Annotated in this window: 15 protein-coding genes; 1 reads left to right on the plus strand and 14 read right to left on the minus strand. The window is 35.7% G+C overall.

Annotated features, from left to right (window positions below):
- Positions 1-473: 473 nt before the first annotated feature.
- Positions 474-1,937 carry a hypothetical protein gene (locus AC1DVP_RS14230; protein ID WP_477184145.1) on the minus strand — a complete coding sequence of 488 codons (1,464 nt, stop codon included), beginning with the start codon at positions 1,935-1,937 and terminating at the stop codon, positions 474-476.
- Between the two features lie 380 nt (positions 1,938-2,317).
- Between AC1DVP_RS14230 and AC1DVP_RS14235 the strand changes: the two genes are divergently transcribed.
- A complete protein-coding gene (locus tag AC1DVP_RS14235) occupies positions 2,318-2,794 on the plus strand; it encodes a regulatory protein RecX (protein WP_477184146.1) in 477 nt (158 codons plus the stop codon).
- Between the two features lie 159 nt (positions 2,795-2,953).
- Here the strand turns inward: AC1DVP_RS14235 and AC1DVP_RS14240 are convergent, their stop codons facing one another.
- From AC1DVP_RS14240 to glmS, 13 genes are all read right to left on the minus strand, one after another.
- Positions 2,954-4,138, minus strand: a complete 1,185-nt coding sequence (locus AC1DVP_RS14240) for a beta-ketoacyl synthase N-terminal-like domain-containing protein (protein ID WP_477184147.1) — start codon at positions 4,136-4,138, stop codon at positions 2,954-2,956.
- 155 nt (positions 4,139-4,293) lie between these two features.
- Positions 4,294-5,565 carry an adenosylmethionine--8-amino-7-oxononanoate transaminase gene (gene bioA, locus AC1DVP_RS14245; RefSeq protein ID WP_477184148.1) on the minus strand — a complete coding sequence of 424 codons (1,272 nt, stop codon included), beginning with the start codon at positions 5,563-5,565 and terminating at the stop codon, positions 4,294-4,296.
- A gap of 104 nt (positions 5,566-5,669) precedes the next feature.
- Positions 5,670-6,287, minus strand: a complete 618-nt coding sequence (gene bioD / locus AC1DVP_RS14250; protein WP_477184149.1) for a dethiobiotin synthase — start codon at positions 6,285-6,287, stop codon at positions 5,670-5,672.
- Positions 6,288-6,324: 37 nt separating this feature from the next.
- Positions 6,325-6,726, minus strand: a complete 402-nt coding sequence (locus AC1DVP_RS14255; protein ID WP_477184150.1) for a GxxExxY protein — start codon at positions 6,724-6,726, stop codon at positions 6,325-6,327.
- Between the two features lie 177 nt (positions 6,727-6,903).
- A complete protein-coding gene (locus AC1DVP_RS14260; RefSeq protein ID WP_477184151.1) occupies positions 6,904-7,512 on the minus strand; it encodes a hypothetical protein in 609 nt (202 codons plus the stop codon).
- Entirely contained in the window at positions 7,502-8,005 is a 504-nt protein-coding gene (locus tag AC1DVP_RS14265; protein WP_477184152.1) for an RNA polymerase sigma factor, read from the minus strand. The genes AC1DVP_RS14260 and AC1DVP_RS14265 overlap by 11 nt, the downstream gene beginning before the upstream one ends.
- Positions 8,006-8,009: 4 nt before the next feature.
- Complete coding sequence (locus AC1DVP_RS14270; protein WP_477184153.1) at positions 8,010-8,867, minus strand: TraB/GumN family protein; 858 nt, start codon at positions 8,865-8,867, stop codon at positions 8,010-8,012.
- 100 nt (positions 8,868-8,967) lie between these two features.
- Complete coding sequence (locus AC1DVP_RS14275) at positions 8,968-10,119, minus strand: aminotransferase class I/II-fold pyridoxal phosphate-dependent enzyme (RefSeq protein WP_477184154.1); 1,152 nt, start codon at positions 10,117-10,119, stop codon at positions 8,968-8,970.
- A 110-nt stretch (positions 10,120-10,229) separates the two neighbouring features.
- Positions 10,230-10,511, minus strand: a complete 282-nt coding sequence (locus tag AC1DVP_RS14280) for a FoF1 ATP synthase subunit delta/epsilon (protein ID WP_477184155.1) — start codon at positions 10,509-10,511, stop codon at positions 10,230-10,232.
- 77 nt (positions 10,512-10,588) lie between these two features.
- Positions 10,589-12,100, minus strand: coding sequence for a F0F1 ATP synthase subunit beta (gene atpD, locus AC1DVP_RS14285; protein WP_477184156.1), 1,512 nt, complete (start codon positions 12,098-12,100; stop codon positions 10,589-10,591).
- A 256-nt stretch (positions 12,101-12,356) separates the two neighbouring features.
- Positions 12,357-13,844: an SGNH/GDSL hydrolase family protein gene (locus tag AC1DVP_RS14290; protein WP_477184157.1), complete on the minus strand. Its 1,488-nt coding sequence runs from the start codon at positions 13,842-13,844 to the stop codon at positions 12,357-12,359.
- A 33-nt stretch (positions 13,845-13,877) separates the two neighbouring features.
- A complete protein-coding gene (locus AC1DVP_RS14295) occupies positions 13,878-16,715 on the minus strand; it encodes a carboxypeptidase-like regulatory domain-containing protein (protein ID WP_477184158.1) in 2,838 nt (945 codons plus the stop codon).
- A gap of 308 nt (positions 16,716-17,023) precedes the next feature.
- Entirely contained in the window at positions 17,024-18,871 is a 1,848-nt protein-coding gene (gene glmS / locus AC1DVP_RS14300) for a glutamine--fructose-6-phosphate transaminase (isomerizing) (RefSeq protein WP_477184159.1), read from the minus strand.
- Between the last annotated feature and the right edge of the window lie 6 nt (positions 18,872-18,877).

Consider the following 18,877-nt stretch of genomic DNA (forward strand, 5'->3'; position numbering starts at 1 on the left):
GCGCAAATACAAAAGATTTACTGAATCTTTTCTTGTGCTATCCTGTTTGATTAAGTGATCAAACACAACCATTATTATCAATTTTGACAAAATAGAATAATAATTTTTTAGCTTATTTATCTGGGGAGATAAAAAAGCAGCTACAGTAGGTAAAGTTTTATTCATACAATTTAGGCATTGGGGGTGAGGCTATTCTTTTATTATTCAAATTCACAAAACTGTTTCCATATTTTTTAGATACAAAAAACAGCTCTCATTTGTATTTTGTTTTATCTATTCTAAACAAAACACACTTAATATGCTACAAATCTAAACATTAAAAAAATAACAACAATCATATTTTTTTAAAATCGTATGAAAATTTCAGCAAAAATAGTAAAAGCCATCACATTCAAAAAATTGTGACGACATAAAAAAGCCTCATCTTGTATCTACAAAATGAGGCTAATAGCGATTTTTTTTTAGAAGCAAGATTATAAAATAACTTTACTGGTTGTCCATTTACCGTTTTTAAGCTGGGTTTTAATAATTAATACTTGCTTAGCAACACCTAAGTCGTTAATCACATATTCATTGGTATTGATATTTCTTTTTTCAAACAGCTGCTTTTGTCCCATACTGTATATAAAAATCTCATTTATGGGAGCTTCTGTTGCGTTAATCGTTATCTGATTATTTTCAACCGAAACAATCAATGGGTTTCCCTTTCCGCTATAAAGTTTTTTAAGAGTATTAGCATCAATTGAAACCAAATCTACTGGAACTGACACAATCGGTTCGGTTACTACTGGAGCAGGAACAACTGGAACTGTTACAACCGGTTCAGTTACAACTGGAGCAGGAACAACTGGAACTGTTACKATCGGTTCAGTTACGACTGGAGCCGGAACAACTGGAACTGTTATGATCGGTTCGGTTACGACTGGAGCAGGAACAACTGGAACTGTTACGATCGGTTCAGTTACGACTGGAGTCGGAACAGCTGGAACCGTTACAACCGGTTCAGTTACAACTGGAGTCGGAACAACTGGAACTGTTACAACCGGTTCGGTTACGACTGGAACAGGAACAACTGGAACCGTTACAACCGGTTCAGTTACAACAGGAGTCGGAACAACTGGAACTGTTACAACCGGTTCAGTTACAACTGGAGTCGGAACAACTGGAACAGTTACAACTGGAACAGTTACAACTGGAACCGTTACAACCGGTTCGGTTACAACTGGAGTTGGAACAACTGGAACTGTTACAACCGGTTCAGTTACAACAGGAGTCGGAACAACTGGAACTGTTACAACCGGTTCAGTTACGACTGGAGTCGGGACAACTGGAACTGTTACAATTGGCTCTACAGGAGGTGCAGGACTACTATTAACATAAAGTAACACAAAACGGTCATCAAATCTTCCAGCTAATGTTGTAAAACTGTAAGTGCCATTTTTTAAATTATGGGTAACGCCAGTAACTAAATCTTTAAGAAAAACATCTTGATTAACCAACAAGCCATCTACATGATCTATAGTAATATTAAATGTGCCAACTATCGTCGTTTTGTAACCCAATGGTACTTCATCGGTTATCAAAAATGGCAGGCCTCTTCCTTGAATGGTGAGATTCTTACCTCCATTAATACTGTAAAAATCAACATATGGATTCGAATCTAAAGTAACAGCATCATACAGTTTATCCCAGCCATTGGTTGCTCCAGTAATATAAGCAACCAATAATTGCTTAAAAGCTCCTTCTGCATTGGAAAAATTCAGCCAAACTCTATTTCTTTCTATAAGACTCTTTTTTGAGTCACTTGAATTCTTAAAAGCAATACGCTCTAACTTAATTTCATTATTACCTGCCGAAGCTTTTGCATTCATCTCTTTTCCGAAAGAAACTTGTGAAATCAAAAAAAGACCACACATTAAAAGTAAAATTGTTTTCATAAGAATAGCCTGTTAAATTTATATTCAGTATTCAATTAATCATCTAAATAGGTAATTTGTTATTCTGGAATTTAAAGCATACTCGAATTTAACGAATAAATTTAAAAAAACAGAAGAAAAGCATATTTAATCGATTAAAAACATATTTTATTATTTATAATAATAATTAACTTACAAATAATATTATTTAAATTTTACAAACAGCCCATTTGGCAATTAAAAGAAACAAACACTGAAAATTAAATTTTTGTCAATTTTATTTTGATCTCAAAAAAGAAAACTAAAACATTTTTGGAGAAACAATAAAAATGAAGCACATTCTATTTCTTCGTTCGAAAAAATTACTTTTGCGTCTAGACAACTAAAACATAACATTGCTCATGAAAGAAGTCTATTCGATCAAAGAAGCCATTCAAAAAATAGAACATTTTTGTGCTTATCAGGAACGCTGCCATGAGGAAGTGGTATCCAAGTTATGGAGCATGAAATTGGATGCGTCAGAAATAGACGAAGTTATAGTGCATCTAATTGAACACAATTTTCTTAATGAATCACGGTTTGCCTGCAGTTTTGCCCGAGGAAAACACCGCATTAAGCATTGGGGTAAAATCCGAATTACCAATGAGCTAAAAATGCGAAATATCAATCAAACACTGATTAATATTGCCCTGAAAGAAATTGAACCCGAAGAATACATCACCACATTTGAAGAATTGGCCGAAAGAAATTGGAACTCCATCACAGAAAAAAATGTCCTAAAAAAAAGAAAGAAATTTTGTGACTATATGCTCCGCCGAGGATTCGAGAGCAATTTAGTTTATGACAAAGTACGAGAGCTGGAGAATGCTAACGCCTGATACTGTTTTTCGTAAAGATTCACGAAGAAAACACGAAGATTCTCCAAATGAATTGAGAAGTAAACTCAAAAAAACTAAACATTCAATTGCTTATTTTAGACTAAAAAACTTTGTCAATCTCTGCAAAACCTTAGCAAATCTTTGAGAAATAGCTGGCTTTTATAAACTTAAAAGAACACTCACCGCATTTCCTCCAAAACCAACGGCATTGACCAAGACCTTACGAATAGGTTTCGTCTGTTTTTTTGCTTCCGCAAAAGGAACTCCGATGAACTGATTATGCTGCATCATCAAAATAGCCATTTCCAAGCTCAAAATTCCCGATGCGCCAAAAGTGTGGCCAATTTTCCATTTGTTGGTTGTCAGCAATGGCAAATCCGTACCGCCCGAGACTGAAGATCGAACTGACGAACTAAAAACTTTCTCAATCGCTCTGTACTCAGTCAAATCCCCTTTTATAGTTCCGGGAGCATGCATCACGATGGCATCAACTTCGGATAAATCTGTATTTGCTAAAGCCATTTTCATTGATTTTTGAAAACAGTCCGCTTCTGCCGAAATCGAAATGTTGTGTTCCAATATTTCAGTAGCATAGCCAATGCCTTCAATAAAAGCCAAGGCATTTTCTTTTTTCCCTATTTCGAGACAGCATACTCCTGCTCCTTCTCCCAAAATCATCGTATTTAGTTTTTTATCCAAGTCCAAAGCGCGATTTGGGTATTTTTCGTCACTTTTAGAATAAATTTTCAGAGCCCGCATTTGACCAATCGTAAAATCGGTTAAAGGTGCTTCACTGCCGCCAACCAAAAATTTATCGGCCATACCCGATCGCAGCCACGCTACTCCATTAAGAACCGCATGCAGTGCCGTAGAACAAGTGATCGAATGTGAAATTTCAGGTCCTGAACTCTGCAGATCATGTGCCACCCAAGAAGAAATATTCCCTAGTGTGGTCGTTGGCGAAGCCAAAGTCTGCGCTTTTCCACTCTCTAAGTATTCCTGAAAATGTTTTTCAAATAAATCAGTAGCTCCACGGGAAGAACCAATGTTGATTCCGAAAATATCCTTATCATTCCATCCCGCTTTTTTAATCGCTTTGCGTGAAGCAGCCATTGCAAACAGAACGGATTGATCCAGAGACTTATATTTTATGTCCGATTGCCGTAATGCATCAACTTCTGCCTTAGAATCCTCATCAAGTACGGCAACAGCAGTGTTTTGATGATCCAGAAATTGTGTTGAGAAACAAGGACTTTCAGAAAGGTAATTTTTCCAAACCGCATCAGACGAATTCCCTAATGACGAAATGGATGTTATAGCGGTTATGGAGATGATTTGTGACAAAATATTCTATTGTGATTTGACCGCAAAGGTCGCAAAGTTTTACGTAAAAAGACAACTATTTAAACACTAAGAGCACCAAGATTGCACTAAGGGCGCTATTTAGAATAAAAACTTTCTGGACATTGTGTCTTCTTAGTGCCCTTTGTGGCTAAACTCTAAACTATTTCCAATGCTTTTTCGACTACTTCATACACTTTTTGCAAGTGCGCATCAGTAATCACATACGGAGGCAAAATGTACACAATATTCCCAACTGGACGCAAAATCACGCCATTATCAATAAAGAAATCATAAAGCCTGTTGCGTAAAGTTCCGTAATAACTAGCAGAAGTCTCTGTTTTTATTTCCAATGCAAAAATAACCCCGAGCACTCTTGTGGCTGTAACCATAGGATGATTTTCAATCCGTTTTTTAAATGCTAAATGGMTTTTATTAATTCGGATCAAATTATGCTGCATTGCTGCTGTTTCCAACAAAGTCAAACTAGCCAAAGCAGCTGCACAACCCGTAGGATTTGCGGTGAAAGTATGTCCGTGAAATAACGCTTTATTGATATCTTCATCATAAAAAGCATCAAAAAGAGCTGAAGTAAAAGTAGTAATCGCCATAGGAATGGTACCACCCGTCAAGGCTTTAGACAAACACATCATATCCGGTTTTTGGGTCAAATAATCGCAGGCAAACGTTTTTCCGGTTTTTCCAAAGCCTGTCATTACTTCATCGGCAATTGTGAGAACATTGTTTTCTTGGCAAATTTGGATCAATTGATCCAATGCTTCGGGTTCGTACATCACCATTCCGGCTGCTCCCTGCACTAAGGGCTCAAAAATAAATCCAGCGCAATTATGATTTTTTATAACTGCTCTCAGCGTATCAAAACTTGCCTGCTCCTCTCCTTTAACCGGTACTGGAATCCGGACCACATCAATGAACATCCCTTGAAAAGCCTGCGTATAAAACGAAATTCCGCTAGCAGCCATTGCTGCAAAAGTATCGCCATGAAAAGCATTTTCAAAAGCTATTATTGTTGTTCTCTTTTCGCCTTTATTATAAAAATACTGCAAAGCCACTTTAATCGCCACTTCAACCGATGTTGAACCATTATCGGAGAAAAATACTTTCTTTTGATTAATCGGTAAAATAGCTAACAGTTTTTCAGCCAGAATAATGGCTGGCTCATGCGTAAACCCGCCAAACAAAACGTGCTCCAATGTGGTCAGCTGTTTGTAAATTGCATCGGCAATAAACTTATTGGAATGTCCATAAGGATTGACCCACCAAGAAGCAATGGCATCAATGTATTCTTTGTTGTTTTCGTCCCAAAGCAAAGCGCCTTCACCTCTGGTTATTGCAATAGGAAGAGCTGCCGTTTTGTGCTGTGTATAAGGATGCCAAAGATGTTGGCTGTCTCTTTCGATTAAAGTCATTAGATAAAAGAATTATAGAAAACAGAGTATAGAAAAAAGACTAAACACTGTGATTTTTGACAAAGATAAGAAAGTCTATTCTCTTTATTCTATATTCTATAGTCTTATAAGCTCAACAGTATCTCCCGAAACCGATCCGCATATTCTTTGATTACATTTTGGTCAAAATACGGTTCCTGTTCAATTCGTCCAATGCATTTAATCCCAGTTTTGTTCAAAATAATTAACTCTGTCGCTTTATTTTCTTCTCCGGAAAAAATAATTCCCCCAATCACTATTTTACGATTAAGCAACGCTTCTATCGTAAGCAGTGTATGATTGATACTGCCCAAATAATGTCTTGAAACCACAATTACTTTGTAATCGGGCTGGATTAAATCAATAATACAATCCGTATTATTCAAAGGAACAAAAACACCTCCAGCTCCTTCAACAACCAAATGGTTTTCGGTTTCTGGTTCAATTATTTGTTTCAAATCAATGGTTACTCCGTCTATTTCAGCGGCAAGATGAGGACTGGCCGGAGTATTCAGCAAATAGCTGTTCGGATGAATGATTGTTTTACCATTGGAAGCAAATGATTTTACTTTATGGCTGTCTGAATTGTCCAAATCTCCCGCCTGAACTGGTTTCCAATAATCGGCTTGCAAAGCTTCAACAATAATGGCAGAAGCAATAGTTTTGCCCACATCGGTAGAAATTCCTGTAATAAATAGTTTCATGATTTATGGCCACGGATAATACGGATACTACTGATTATCACTGATTTTTTAAATTAATTTTTCTGTCATTTGTATAGATAAACCTTTTAAACTCTGGTTCTTCTCCAAAATTCAACAATAAGCCTACTTCAATTTCTGTTGCTTTTAGATAATTCATTGTTTGAGCCACATGAACATTCATAAGTAATTCACAAGCTTTAAGTTCGACTATTACTTTGTTCTCAACTAATAAATCTGCGAAATAGTCGCCTATAAGTTGTTTTTTGAAATAAACTTTAATTTGCTTTTGAGCTTCAACTTTGTAGCCTCTTGCAATCAATTCAAAATACATTGCATTTTGATATACTTTTTCAAGGAAACCAGCACCAAGTTCATTATAAACTTCATAATAAACTTTTAAAATTGAATCTGTTATAGACCCGTGTAATAAATCTGCCATATTAATCTGTGTAAATCGGTAATATCCGTATTATCCGTGGTCCAATACGCAACGTTTTTAATTATTCTTTGCATGTCTTTATGTTTTCTCTTTGCGAAACTTAGCGTAATCGTACATTTCAAAACACAAAAATACCAATAAAAAAACAAACCCATCATTGCGATGGGTCTTGTTTTATTACTCTTCTCTTAGCTCATCAAGAACTTTCCTGATCTCTTTGGCATATTTCCCGTAAAAAAAATGAACCCACCATTCCAGAGCCAAACCCATAAACAAAATTGAAAAAATAACGATCGAAAATGTAGTAACCAAAAAAGGAGTACTGTTAAGCCCTTTAGCAAAAAAATCAGGAATTTGGTAATATATGAACCCCAATAAAAACAATATAACAAACGGTATTAACGCAAATCCGAAAGTTTTATACAGTTCCATATTCAGCCGAATATCAAAATAGGTCTCATACAGACTGTCTTTAGTACTTAAAGTTGTTCTTCCTAATCTCCTGTAAAAAATATATAATTTCACCAAATAATAAATGCAAACCGCAACAAATATGGAAAAAAGCAAATAAAATGGCATAACTGTATTGGCAGGAACTTCAAAAATAAAAGGAACAAATCCAATTATTACAATGGAAATTATTTGATATAAAAATTCCTTTTTTAAATTATTCTTAATTATTTCCAAAGGCGTATTTGCCGATTTTATTTTGTCCAAATGGGTAGGAAGACTCACGCTTTCTGTTTTTTCGTTCTCCCAAGCTGATTGTATATCCTTAAAGTCCATAACCTTGTTTTTTTATAATTTCTTTTAATTTGTCTTTTGCCCTGTTCAGCTTCACTCTTGCATTTCCTTCTGAGATACCTAAACTGACTCCTATTTCTTTATGTGAAAATCCCTCAAGCTGATAAAATATAATGGCTTTGTCAATTTTATCCAATTCCTGAACAGCTTTGTAAAAATGATGCAGCTGACTTTCTTTGTGGTCAGAATCACTTTCTTCTTCCTTGATGTTTTCTGAGGCTATTTCATATTTGTCCACCTTTCGTTTTTCTTTCTTCAAAAAAACTATCGAGGTATTAATCGCCACTCYGTACATCCAAGTCGAAAATTGACTTTCGCCTTTAAAACTGTCATAGGCTTTCCACAACTGCAGGACAATCTCCTGAAACAGATCCTGCTGATCGTCCCAATTATCCATATACATTTTAGAAACCTTATAGAGAATTCCTTTGTGCTGCTCAATACGGGCTAAAAACTCTTGCTCTTTGGTTTTCAAAATTTTAGTTCATTATAGGTTTCACTGTATATCCAGCTTTCTTTAATAATTTGATCACTCCACCTTCTCCTGCTAAATGCGCTGCGCCTACTGCAAAGAAAACACTTTCCTTACGCATCATTTCGGGCATTATTTTTAACCAATTTATGTTTCTGTTATCTAATAATATTTTTTTGGTGTTTACAGACATCAATTCTTTGTCAGTTGTCATCGCATAAAGACTGCCTATATCTTCATTTCTATAATCTTTTATCATAGTATCAGACATGTTGGCATTTATCTTTTGCAAATAAGCAAGCAGTTCATCATCAGTAAATGATTTGTTTAAAATATCCAATTGCTCAGTGGCTTTTTCGAGTCCAACGATTGGCTTATTGCTTTCTTTAGCCTTGGCAAGAAATTCCATTTCATAAAATTTCAAATCGGCACAGCCAAGCGACTTCATAAACAACAAACTCATAACAGTTTCCAGAGTATAACTATCGACCTGAGCCAAAGTAAGTCCTCCGCTATTTTTTAACACATCTTCCAATTGTGCAATTTGTTTTGGGGATAATGTTTTAGACAATGGTTCTTTGCCCATAGCTGCCTGCTGCACTATTTTTAACTCCTCAATATCACTCATATTAACTTCCAAAGCCAATTTTGAGGTTCGAGAGAAAGCGTCTGTGGCTTTAGGTTTCATAACAAAATCTTTCCCGCAGATCATGTGAATGGTTCCAAAAAGATAAGAAGGTTTTGCCAGTCCATTACCTGATACTTCCCACAATACTGAATTTTCACTTTTTTGAGTTTGTGCATTAACTGAAAAATTAAAGACTAATACCGTTACTGCTACAATTGATTTGAATACATTTTTCATAACTTGTTTGTTTTTTGATTGATGATTGAAGTAATCTTATTTAATTACAGCACGTAAGTAATCGAACAATCAAAACGTTACAAAAAAATATTTGTTTTTTTTAAAGAAGTGAGGAAAGGCAGGCCATCAGAGATGAAATTTCTTCTTTTGAATTGAAGTTATGGATACAAAAGCGCAATCTTTCCTGTCCTTCTGGAACGGTTGGCGAAAGTATCGCTTTGACATCAAAACCATTTTGCTGTAGCGAACTGGCAATATTTTTTACCTTTTCATTTCCAGGAATAATGGCGCTTTGTATTGCTGATTTACTGCGGATAAAAAGCGGATTTAAATACAGCATTTTTTTCACCTGATTAAAAAAGACAATGTTTTCTTTTAGTAGTTCAAGTGCATTTTTATCTTTTTCTAAATGATGGTAACCAACTAAAATCGTGGCCACCGAATGAGGAGAAAGTCCTGTGGTATAAATAAAGCTTCGGGCAAAATTAACGAGATACGATTTTAATTCACTAGATCCTAAAACAACTGCCCCATGACAGCCTAAGCCTTTGCCAAAAGTCATTATCCGGGCAAATATTTTGTCCTGCAGCTGCAAATATTGAATCAAGCCTTCTCCTTTTTCTCCAAAAACTCCCAAAGTATGGGCTTCATCAACCACTAAATAACAATTGTATTTCTCTGAAACAGCAATCAGTTCTTCCATATTCGGACAGTCGCCGTCCATCGAAAAAACAGATTCGGTCACAATATAGATTATTGCGGTTTTTTCATTGTTATTGCCATTGAAATTGACAATCTTTTTTTCTAAATCCTCAAAATCATTATGTTTGAACTTATAAGACTTGGCATTCGACAATTGAATTCCATCCCGAATGGAAGCATGGCACAATTCATCGTATAAAATCAAGTCTCCTTTTTGCGGAACAGCACTGAAGAAACCAACATTGGCATCATACCCTGAATTAAACAGCAAAGCCGATTCTGATTGATGAAATTGAGCAATAAAATTTTCTGTTTCAGTATATAAAAAATGATTACCTGAGATTAACCTTGATCCTGTTACCCCATTGCTTTTTATATTATGATCCAATAAAAATTGATGGGCAGCATTAAAAATAGCCTCCGATTTTGAAAAGCCAATATAGTCATTCGAAGAAAAATCGATTAATCCGCTAGGCTTCGGAAGAAAGCGCAATGATTTATTTTGTCTTCGGTTCTCGAGTTTATCGGTAAGATTTTTTGGAAAATTCATAAAAGCAAAGTTAAGAAAATATTGCTTTTAACTATTGGCTTTTAAATCTATCTAATGCAAAAAAAATGCCTGACATAAGTCAGGCATTTTCATTTTAGAACTGAATTGTCTTAATCTGCTAAAACAATTACTTTATTGTCTTTTAACTCRAGAGTCCCAGAGTTAATTTCTAATGTATAATTTTGATCATTTACTTTGGTAAATAAACTTGCTGTTTCTTCGTCTAAATCAAAGCTTGAAGCCGTAATATTAACTGTTCCTTTTTGCAGCAATGAAACTATTGGCGCGTGGTTATTCAACATTTGAAAACGGCCATCTACTCCTGGAACAGAAATAGAAGTGATTTCTCCTGAAAATAATTTTGCTTCTGGTGATACTATTTCTAAAATCATAATTAATTTAGTTAATAGTTGATCGTTGATCGTTGATGGTTGTTTTTAACAACTGACAACTAACAACTAACAACCAATTACGCTTCCGCTAACATTTTTTCTCCAGCCTCGATAGCTTCTTCAATAGTACCTTTAAGGTTAAAAGCTGATTCTGGCAAGTGATCTAATTCACCGTCAATAATCATATTAAATCCTTTGATAGTATCTTTGATATCAACTAAAACACCTTTTAATCCTGTAAATTGCTCTGCAACGTGGAAAGGCTGAGACAAGAAACGCTGAACGCGTCTAGCTCTTGAAACCGCTAATTTATCATCTTCAGACAATTCTTCCATACCAAGAATCGCAATGATATCCTGCAATTGTTTGTATTTTTGAAGAATTTCCTTTACTCTTTGTGCACACTCATAATGATCTTTACCGATAATGTGAGGAGCCAAAATTCTTGAAGTGGAATCCAATGGATCCACCGCAGGATAGATACCTAACTCAGCAATTTTACGAGACAATACAGTAGTAGCATCAAGGTGGGCAAATGTTGTTGCCGGAGCTGGGTCAGTTAAGTCATCCGCAGGAACGTAAACCGCCTGTACAGATGTAATAGAACCTTTATTTGTAGATGTAATACGCTCTTGCATCGCACCCATTTCGGTTGCCAATGTTGGTTGGTAACCTACTGCAGATGGCATACGTCCTAAAAGAGCCGAAACCTCTGAACCTGCTTGTGTAAAACGGAAGATATTGTCAACGAAGAACAATACGTCTTTTCCTTGATCAGAACCTGCACCATCACGGAAATATTCTGCGATAGACAATCCAGAAAGCGCCACACGAGCACGAGCTCCTGGAGGCTCATTCATTTGTCCGAAAACGAAAGTAGCTTTAGACTCTCTCATTCCAGGTAAATCTACTTTAGACAAATCCCATCCTCCATTTTCCATAGAGTGCATGAATTCCTCACCGTATTTAATAATTCCTGACTCCAACATCTCACGAAGTAAGTCATTCCCTTCACGTGTTCTTTCCCCTACTCCTGCGAATACAGAAAGTCCACCGTGACCTTTTGCAATATTGTTAATCAACTCCTGAATCAATACTGTTTTACCTACTCCAGCACCACCAAACAATCCAATTTTACCCCCTTTTGCATAAGGCTCAATCAAATCGATTACTTTAATACCTGTAAATAAAACTTCAGAAGATGTTGATAAATCTTCAAATTTTGGTGCTTGCTTGTGAATTGGAGTTCCGTTTTCACCTKTTTTTGCTAAAGCAGGCAAACCGTCAATAGCATCACCAATTACGTTAAACAAACGACCGTAAACATCGGCACCGATTGGCATTTGGATAGGATTTCCTGTCCCTACTACTTCATAACCTCTGCTCAAACCATCTGTTGAGTCCATCGAAATGGTACGAACAGTGTTTTCACCAATGTGAGATTGTACTTCAAGTACTAATAATGTACCGTCTTTTTTAGTGATTTCTAATGAATCATAAATTTTTGGAAGTTCAACATCTTTTCCGTTGAAAACTACATCGACTACTGGTCCAATGATTTGGGCAACTTTTCCTATTACTTTTGACATTACTTATGTATTTATTAAATAGCTATTTAGGTTTATGAAATACAGCCCATCGAAACTCATCGAATGGATACTTTTTTCAGAGTGCAAAGATAATTTTTTAAAATATAAAATCAATATTTTTTTTTACAAAAAAAGCTAAAATTTTATCGGATTGACTATAAAGCCGTTTCAAACTGTCAAAACAGTCTATTTTGTCTTAAAATCAAAAAACCACCTCGCCATAAACGGGTGGTTTTTTAGCATAAAAAAATTAGAATTATTTTATGACAGCAGGAAATAAACTTTGATATTGTGACAAATCCACTGTTCTCAATGTTGATTCATATTTAGTATTAATAGCATTTATAAAAAGATTAGCAATATAAGCATAACCTCTTGGTGTAGGATGAATTCCATCTAATGAAAAAGCGCCGCCTGTAACATAAGAAGCTGTCATCTGAAAATTCCCAAAACGGACTCCCGTTGAAGACAATTGAGTAAGTGCCGCTTTAGTATCCACAAAAGCAAGTCCTTTAGATTTTGCAACTGCATCGATAGTCACATTATAAGCATCTGTAGCTGTAGCCACTTCTTTAACTTCATCTTTTGAAAGCACCCATTGATCTGCTAAAGGAACAGAAACACCATTAATTTTCGTTTGATCTCCTCCAACCAAAGTACCAATGAAAGTTCTGGCAGTCAATACAACTAAATCTTCTTTGGTCACTTGCCTGTAAGATGGAAGCCCATAAGCTGATAAATTTGTCAAGTAACTGTCCACAATAACAACCGCATTATTACCAGCAGCAAATTTAATTGTTCTTCTTGCTGCTTCTTCAGCAGTCAGCAGTTTATTAGCAACCATGACTTGTAATCCGCCATTGTATTGTGCATAACCCGCATTTAATTGAGCCGCCTTTGTTGCATCCAAAGGAACTGGATTATAAGGAACAGTTGTAAAATAAGGCAACGACGTAACATATGGTAAATTTGCAACTACCCCTTTTGCTCCTTTAGCCGTCAAATTAGTAACCAAGGCGGTATATACATTGGCAAAAACATTTGGGTCTGTAATATCATTTGAACCATAAGTTGAAGGGTCTAAATTTCCTTTTTGATTTACACCCACACCTCCAGATATAGCAAAGCTTAAAACATCATTTCCTCCAATAAATAAAGAAAAGAAACTTGGCGACTGAACCAAAGCATCAGCCAAAACTGTAGAGCTTGCAGAAGTTGAAAAACGCGCATAATACGGATTCGCTTTCCCCGATGCCACTCCGGCTACATTTCCATATCCAGAAGCCACTAAATGATAACTTTTAGCTCCTGGAATTCCCAAATTGCTAAAAGGCCCCGTCAAATGACTCGTTACTTCTGTAGTCGGAGTTCCCGGTACTGAACCAATAATAGGCGATTTATCAGGATTAAATCCCAGAATAGCTTTTCTAGTTTCGGCAATTACATTTCCTCCCAACAACAAGCCTCCAACATTATCAGACATGAAGGGTATTGTAGCGGCTGTACCTCCGGCTGGCATAAACTGTTGCGCTAATATGTTTACATACGATGTTTCCTGACCCGCCTTAAAAAGAGCTCCATCACTATAACCTGCCGCAAAAGAATCTCCTAATGCCACATATTTAGCAAAAGAAGCCGAACCGGGAGTAATCGGAATTTCCGCTGGTGCCGAATCCTCATCATTATTATTACATGCTACAAAGCTTAAAGAAACTAACAGTAGCCATTTGAAATTTTTTATCATTACTATATCTTTTAAGTTTTTATCTTATTTTAATTAAGGATTAATTGTCAATGAAGCGAACCATTGCTGACCTATTGAACCTGCGCCTATTACTTGGATATAATCTTTACCCCCAATATTAGTCCCCCCTACTTTAAACAATAATTTATAAGCTGGAATAGCATAATTGATCTGAGCATCAACAACAGTTGTTGATGGAATCATGCCGTCTGCAAAAGAAGATTGCCATAAATACTCTGAGTTCCATCTAACATTTGTATTAAATCCAAAATTTTTAAACAATTTGGTATTTCCTAAAGATGCTTTTACTCTATGTTTTGGAGTATTAAAGCCTGTAACAAATCCAGGATCTTCAGACTGATCAAAATCTAATTGAGAATAATTGTAATTTGCTCCTAATTCAAAATTTTTATAGACTTTTTTGGATAATCCAACGCCAAAACCTAATGATGCAACATCTGCAGAAGTATTACTGTATACCTGATAAATTCTTCTGTCGCTTCTTGCCAAAGCATAGACCGGACTTAAAGGATCTGACAAATTGATTGCCGAATTAACATTTCCATAATAAACACCTGCTACCCTTGAAGTATTCAAGAAATGATTGTACTGATTATAATATCCATTAATATCTACTGAAAAGTCATTATTGATTATAGCCCTATACCCCAATTCATATGCTTTTACTTCTTCAGGACGAACTAAATTTATGTTTGCCGATTTTAATTTAGCAGCGGCTCCAGCCACATCAGATGGATTCTCAGCCAAGGCTTTACCAAAATCTTGTACCGAAACTAATGTGTATGAATTATTATAAGCATTATTACCGTCCATTGGAACAGTTGCACCAGCACCTGCCAACTGACCCGCAGAACTTACCTTTAAAACTTCAGAAAAACGCACTAAATTTTCTGGTGCAGAACCAATTAATGCAAACGGACCTAAATCAAGTCCAATATACTGATCCTGTGTGGTTGGATTTCTAAAACCTGTTTGATAAGAAACTCTAAAGTTGTGTGTTTTTTGAGCTCCGGCAGAATACACAAAAGATATTCTAGGAGAAACATTACCATCAAAATTTTGACTCTTATCATAACGTATAGACGCAACCAATTTCAAACGGTCTTCTAAAAACAATTTGGAAGCTTGAGTATAAACCCCATATTCGTTGTAACGAATCGGTCCGTCATAATCAGTAAAAATTGAACCGCTGGAATTCATTTCGTATTGACGGGCTGAACCTCCAACCTGAATTTCAGCAAACTTAATTAGCTCTTTAAAATTATAATTGACATCAGAATGGTATATTTTTGACTGATCCGTAAACTTTGCTCCTTCTGTAAAATCAGGATTGGATTTAACTGTATTGAGCGCATTTGCAAACTCGGGAGTTCCTGGCTCAAATCTTACCCCTCTTGGCGCTGAAGGATTTGTAGGATCAGTATTTGGCACTAAATTCAAGCCAGGCGATACATTAGTGTCAGCAAAAGTCCGTGCATAATTTGCCGCTTCATTCGCATCAAGCCCCAAAACAGCAGATGACAATTGGAACGATGTCGCATAATCAGTAAACCAGTTCGTATCCGATTTAGCCATTCTTTGCACATTCCAACCCGCGAAACGCATATCATACGAATTCCCAGCATCTTCGTTTGAACGATACGCTCTTGCAAAAAAGTTTTTCCCTTTCACTTCGATTCTTGTCTGACTCATAAAGAAATCATTCAAAGCATATCTGTTAGCTCCTTGGTAAATAGTATTTCCAATACCTAATTTATATTGAAGTATAATCTCAGTATCATTTGCCCACGGCTTAAAATGCATAGAAAAATCTGCCTTTACACTATTTACTTTATTATCATTTAAATCTTTTTCACGATATCCAGTTCTGCTTACATCCCCGACATTAGTAATAAAAGTAGATACCTCGTCTCCATAAATATTCAACCCGTCATAATTTTGATTAGCATCATGACCAATAGAACCTCCTTTCACACTTCTTCTGTCATCAGCTATCCATTCGGTAGCTTTCATATAATTAAAATTAGCTTTAACTGCAAAATGCTTACTAAAAGCAGTAGCCGCCCTAATTCCCATATCAAAATAATCATTGGTTCCAGCAACATCTTGAGAAGTCTGTCCATATTTTACATAAGAGCTGATTCCCTGATAAACAAAAGGACTCTTGCTGTTCATGAATAAAATTCCATTGAATGCATTTGCCCCATATAAAGCAGAAGAAGCTCCCGGTAAAAGCTCCACACTAGCCACATCAATATCCGAAAGACCAATTAAGTTCCCTAATACAAAGTTCAATGCTGGAGATGAATTATCCATACCGTCCACTAATTGCATAAAACGGGTATTTCCTACTGCAGCAAAACCTCTTGTATTTACTGTTTTAAATGAAATACTGCTGGTATTAAACTGCACTTCTTTTAAATTTTCTAAACCATCATAGAAAGTTGGAGCTGTTGTGCTTTTTACTTGCTGGATCCCCATTCTTTCAATTGTAACAGGTGACTGCAATACTCTTTCGGGTGCTCTCGAAGCAGAAACAACAATCTCATTTAATTTTGTCTCTTCTGAGTTTAATTTCACAATAACTTTTTGGCTAAATGATTCTACAGAAACACTGGAAGAACCATACCCGATAGCTTTAATTTCAAGAGAAAAAGGAAGTGTTTGCTTCGTAATTAAAACAAAAGAACCATCATAATCCGAAATTGCTCCTTCATTTGTTCCTGCCACATTGATACTGGCGCCTGCTACTGGCTGATTCTTTTCATCCGTAACAACCCCCTTGATAGAATTTTGCGCAAAAGATATGCTACAAAAGAATAATGTTAAAAAAAGTAAATACAATCTCATTTGGCTAAATTTTCTTGGTTAATGAAGCCAAATTACATATATTTTTTAATTATCAATAAAAAAAATAAAAAAAATTATTGTTATTATCATCAAAACAACAATATTGATAATAATATTGTATTTTCATAAATTGCATAATTATTAATAAAATAATGACTTATTCGCGTAAAATATTATGCATACATAGTAATTTAGCAATTTCTTTAAATTTATCATAAAAATTTACAACGTTTTCGTAAAAAGCAAAAAGCAAAAAAAAAGCAAGAATAGATCTCGCTTTTTAAAAAAATATGTAATACAGTTTTTATTTATTCAACCGTAACCGATTTAGCTAAATTTCTAGGCTGGTCAACATTACATCCTCTCATTACAGCTATATGATATGATAAAAGCTGTAATGGTATAGTAGTAATCAGCGGGGACAAAGCATCAGAAGTTTCCGGAATTTCAATAACATAATCAGCTAGTTCACGAACTTGTGTATCACCTTTAGTTACAACTGCAATAATTTTACCGCTTCTCGATTTAATTTCCTGGATGTTACTGACAATTTTATCATAATGCCCTTGTTTTGGAGCAATTACAATAACAGGCATCAATTCATCAATTAATGCAATTGGCCCGTGCTTCATTTCGGCTGCAGGGTAACCTTCGGCGTGTATATACGAAATCTCTTTAAGTTTTAAAGCACCTTCAAGTGCTACAGGAAAATTGTAACCACGGCCAAGATACAAACAATTAGGAGCATTCTTGAAAACAGCTGCAATTTCCATTGCTTTAGCATTAGTTTCCAAAGCCTCTTTCACTTTTTCAGGAATGATTTCCAATTCCTGCAGATAGGTATGGAAATCTGAATGAGTTAAAGTTCCTTTAGCTTTAGCTAAACGCAAAGCTAACATTGTCAAAACAGTAATTTGAGTAGTAAATGCCTTTGTTGAAGCTACACCAATTTCTGGCCCAGCATGCGTATATGCCCCTGCATGAGATTCTCTGGAAATAGAGGAACCTACCACATTGCATACACCAAAAACAAACGCTCCATGATCTTTCGCTAATTTTATAGCAGCCATTGTATCTGCAGTTTCACCAGATTGTGAAATTGCAATTACAACATCTTTGCTGTTAATGATTGGATTTCTATATCTAAATTCAGATGCATATTCGACTTCAACAGGTATTCTTGCAAATTCCTCAATAACATACTCAGCAACCAAACCAGCGTGCCAAGAAGTACCGCAAGCCACTATTATAATTCTGTCTGCGTTCAAAAATTTCTCAATATTATCTTCCACCCCAGCCAGTTGAACAATACCTTCATTAGCATGCAGTCTTCCACGATAAGTATCTTTAATAACACTTGGCTGTTCATAGATTTCTTTCAGCATGAAATGATCATAACCTCCTTTTTCGATTTGCTCCAAGTTCATTTGAAGCTCCTGAATATAAGGATCAACAATAGAGTCGTCCTTAATTTTACGAACTTTCATCGGTTTATGCAGTCTAATATTAGCCATTTCCCCGTCTTCAAGATACACTGCATTGGTAGTGTACTCAATAAATGGAGAAGCATCGGAAGCGATGAAATATTCCCCTTCGCCAATTCCAATCGCTAATGGGCTGCCCAGTCTTGCCGCAACAATTTCATTTGGTGTTTTTTTATCAAAAACTGCAATAGCATAAGCACCAACAACCTGATTTAATGCCACTTGAACCGCTTTGCCTAATTTTAATTGTTCCTTTTTTTGAACTTCTTCAATAAGATTAATTAAAACTTCAGAATCAGTATCAGAAGTAAAAGTATAACCTCTTTTTATCAGCTCAACTTTCAAAGGAGCATAGTTTTCTATGATACCATTATGAATTATCACTAAATCCCCAGAATTAGAAACATGAGGATGTGAATTTACATCATTTGGAACTCCATGGGTTGCCCAACGTGTATGACCAATTCCAATCGATCCATTTAGAGTAATTTCATTTTGAGCCTTAATTTCTAAATCAGAAACTTTGCCCTTGGTTTTTGATAATTTTAAAGATTCCCCATCATACAACATAACCCCAGCACTATCATATCCACGGTATTCTAATCGCTTAAGTCCTTTTATTATAATAGGATAAGCTTCTCTATGACCAATATATCCAACAATTCCACACATAGTTTT

The organism is Flavobacterium sp. P3_A6 (assembly GCF_056403035.1).

Excerpts from the sequence above, each read along its gene's own strand:
- AC1DVP_RS14235 (WP_477184146.1), top strand. The coding sequence starts at position 2,318 with ATGAAAGAAGTCTATTCGATCAAAGAAGCCATTCAAAAAATAGAACAT.
- bioD (WP_477184149.1), bottom strand. The coding sequence starts at position 6,287 with ATGAAACTATTTATTACAGGAATTTCTACCGATGTGGGCAAAACTATT.
- AC1DVP_RS14255 (WP_477184150.1), bottom strand. The coding sequence starts at position 6,726 with ATGGCAGATTTATTACACGGGTCTATAACAGATTCAATTTTAAAAGTT.
- AC1DVP_RS14260 (WP_477184151.1), bottom strand. The coding sequence starts at position 7,512 with ATGGACTTTAAGGATATACAATCAGCTTGGGAGAACGAAAAAACAGAA.
- AC1DVP_RS14270 (WP_477184153.1), bottom strand. The coding sequence starts at position 8,867 with ATGAAAAATGTATTCAAATCAATTGTAGCAGTAACGGTATTAGTCTTT.
- AC1DVP_RS14275 (WP_477184154.1), bottom strand. The coding sequence starts at position 10,119 with ATGAATTTTCCAAAAAATCTTACCGATAAACTCGAGAACCGAAGACAA.
- AC1DVP_RS14290 (WP_477184157.1), bottom strand. The coding sequence starts at position 13,844 with ATGATAAAAAATTTCAAATGGCTACTGTTAGTTTCTTTAAGCTTTGTA.
- AC1DVP_RS14295 (WP_477184158.1), bottom strand. The coding sequence starts at position 16,715 with ATGAGATTGTATTTACTTTTTTTAACATTATTCTTTTGTAGCATATCT.
- glmS (WP_477184159.1), bottom strand. The coding sequence starts at position 18,871 with ATGTGTGGAATTGTTGGATATATTGGTCATAGAGAAGCTTATCCTATT.